The sequence below is a fragment of the Sphingomonas sp. RB1R13 genome (assembly GCF_036663775.1).
Classification (GTDB): domain Bacteria; phylum Pseudomonadota; class Alphaproteobacteria; order Sphingomonadales; family Sphingomonadaceae; genus Sphingomicrobium.
Window position 1 is genome coordinate 1 of sequence record NZ_JAXOJM010000136.1, and the last position, 1,003, is coordinate 1,003.

Consider the following 1,003-nt stretch of genomic DNA (forward strand, 5'->3'; position numbering starts at 1 on the left):
CAAGCGGCGTATCTGGAAGCGGCGATCGATCCAGCGGCGTATCCGCATCCTGGCCGTCCTGTTCGTCGTCGCGCTGGCGATGGCGGGGCTGCTGGCATTGGCTCGCGGCGGAAAGCCTCCGGTCGATCCCACTGAGGCACTGCGACGTGCGACTGCGGCACTGGAAGCAGGCAATTATCATTCGGCGCACGATCAGGCGCGGCAGGCGGCGGACGCAGCACCCCGGTCGCGGACGGCGCAGATGATGCTGGCGCGGACCAGCCTGTTGCTCGGCGAAGGGGTGACGGCCGATGCGGCCCTCGACCGGGCCTTGGCCGACGGCGTGCCGCTGAACGAGACGCTGGCGGCCAGGGCCGAGGCGCGGCTGATCCAGGGCGATCTGGCGGGGGCACAGGATGCGGTCGACCGGATGCCAGCCGAACGCGACGCCGCCATGGCGCGTATCGCGGCGCAGGTGGAGGCAGCAGAGGACGACAGCGGCTTTGGCGGCGCGGCTTTGCGCCAGGAGTTGCAGAGGCTGGCCGACCTCTATCCCAAGGATGCGCGCATCTGGACCGACCTCGGGCGGAGCCGGTTCGGTGCGGGCGACATGTAGGGGGCGTCGCGGGCTTCGGCGCGCGCGGCCGGGTTGGCGCCCGCCTACCCCGATGCGCTGACCCTGCAGGGCGAAGTGCTGCGCGCCCGTTACGGGTTGGCCGCCGGACTGCCCTGGTTCCAGGCGGCGCTGGCGCGGGATGCCTATCACCTGCGGGCACTGCTTCAATATGCCGCGACGCTTGGCGACCTGGGTCGGGCGAGCGAGGCGCTGGCCGCGACGCGTTCGGCCCTGGTGTCGCAACCGGGCAATCCCGAAGCCTTTTATCTCCAGGCGGTCATCGCGGCCCGGGCAGGACGTTACGCCCTGGCGCAGCAGCTCCTGCAGCTGACCGGCGGCACGCTGCGAATGCGGCCCGGCGTGGCGATGCTGGAGGGGGCGGTCGCCTATGCGCAGGGGCGGCCACAG

At 71.7% G+C, this 1,003-nt stretch carries 2 pseudogenes; both read left to right on the forward strand.

Annotated features, from left to right (window positions below):
• Window positions 1–595 (forward strand): annotated as a pseudogene (locus U1700_RS15520) (hypothetical protein); the annotation flags it as partial.
• Between the two features lie 33 nt (window positions 596–628).
• A pseudogene (locus U1700_RS15525) lies at window positions 629–1,003 on the forward strand (tetratricopeptide repeat protein); the annotation flags it as partial.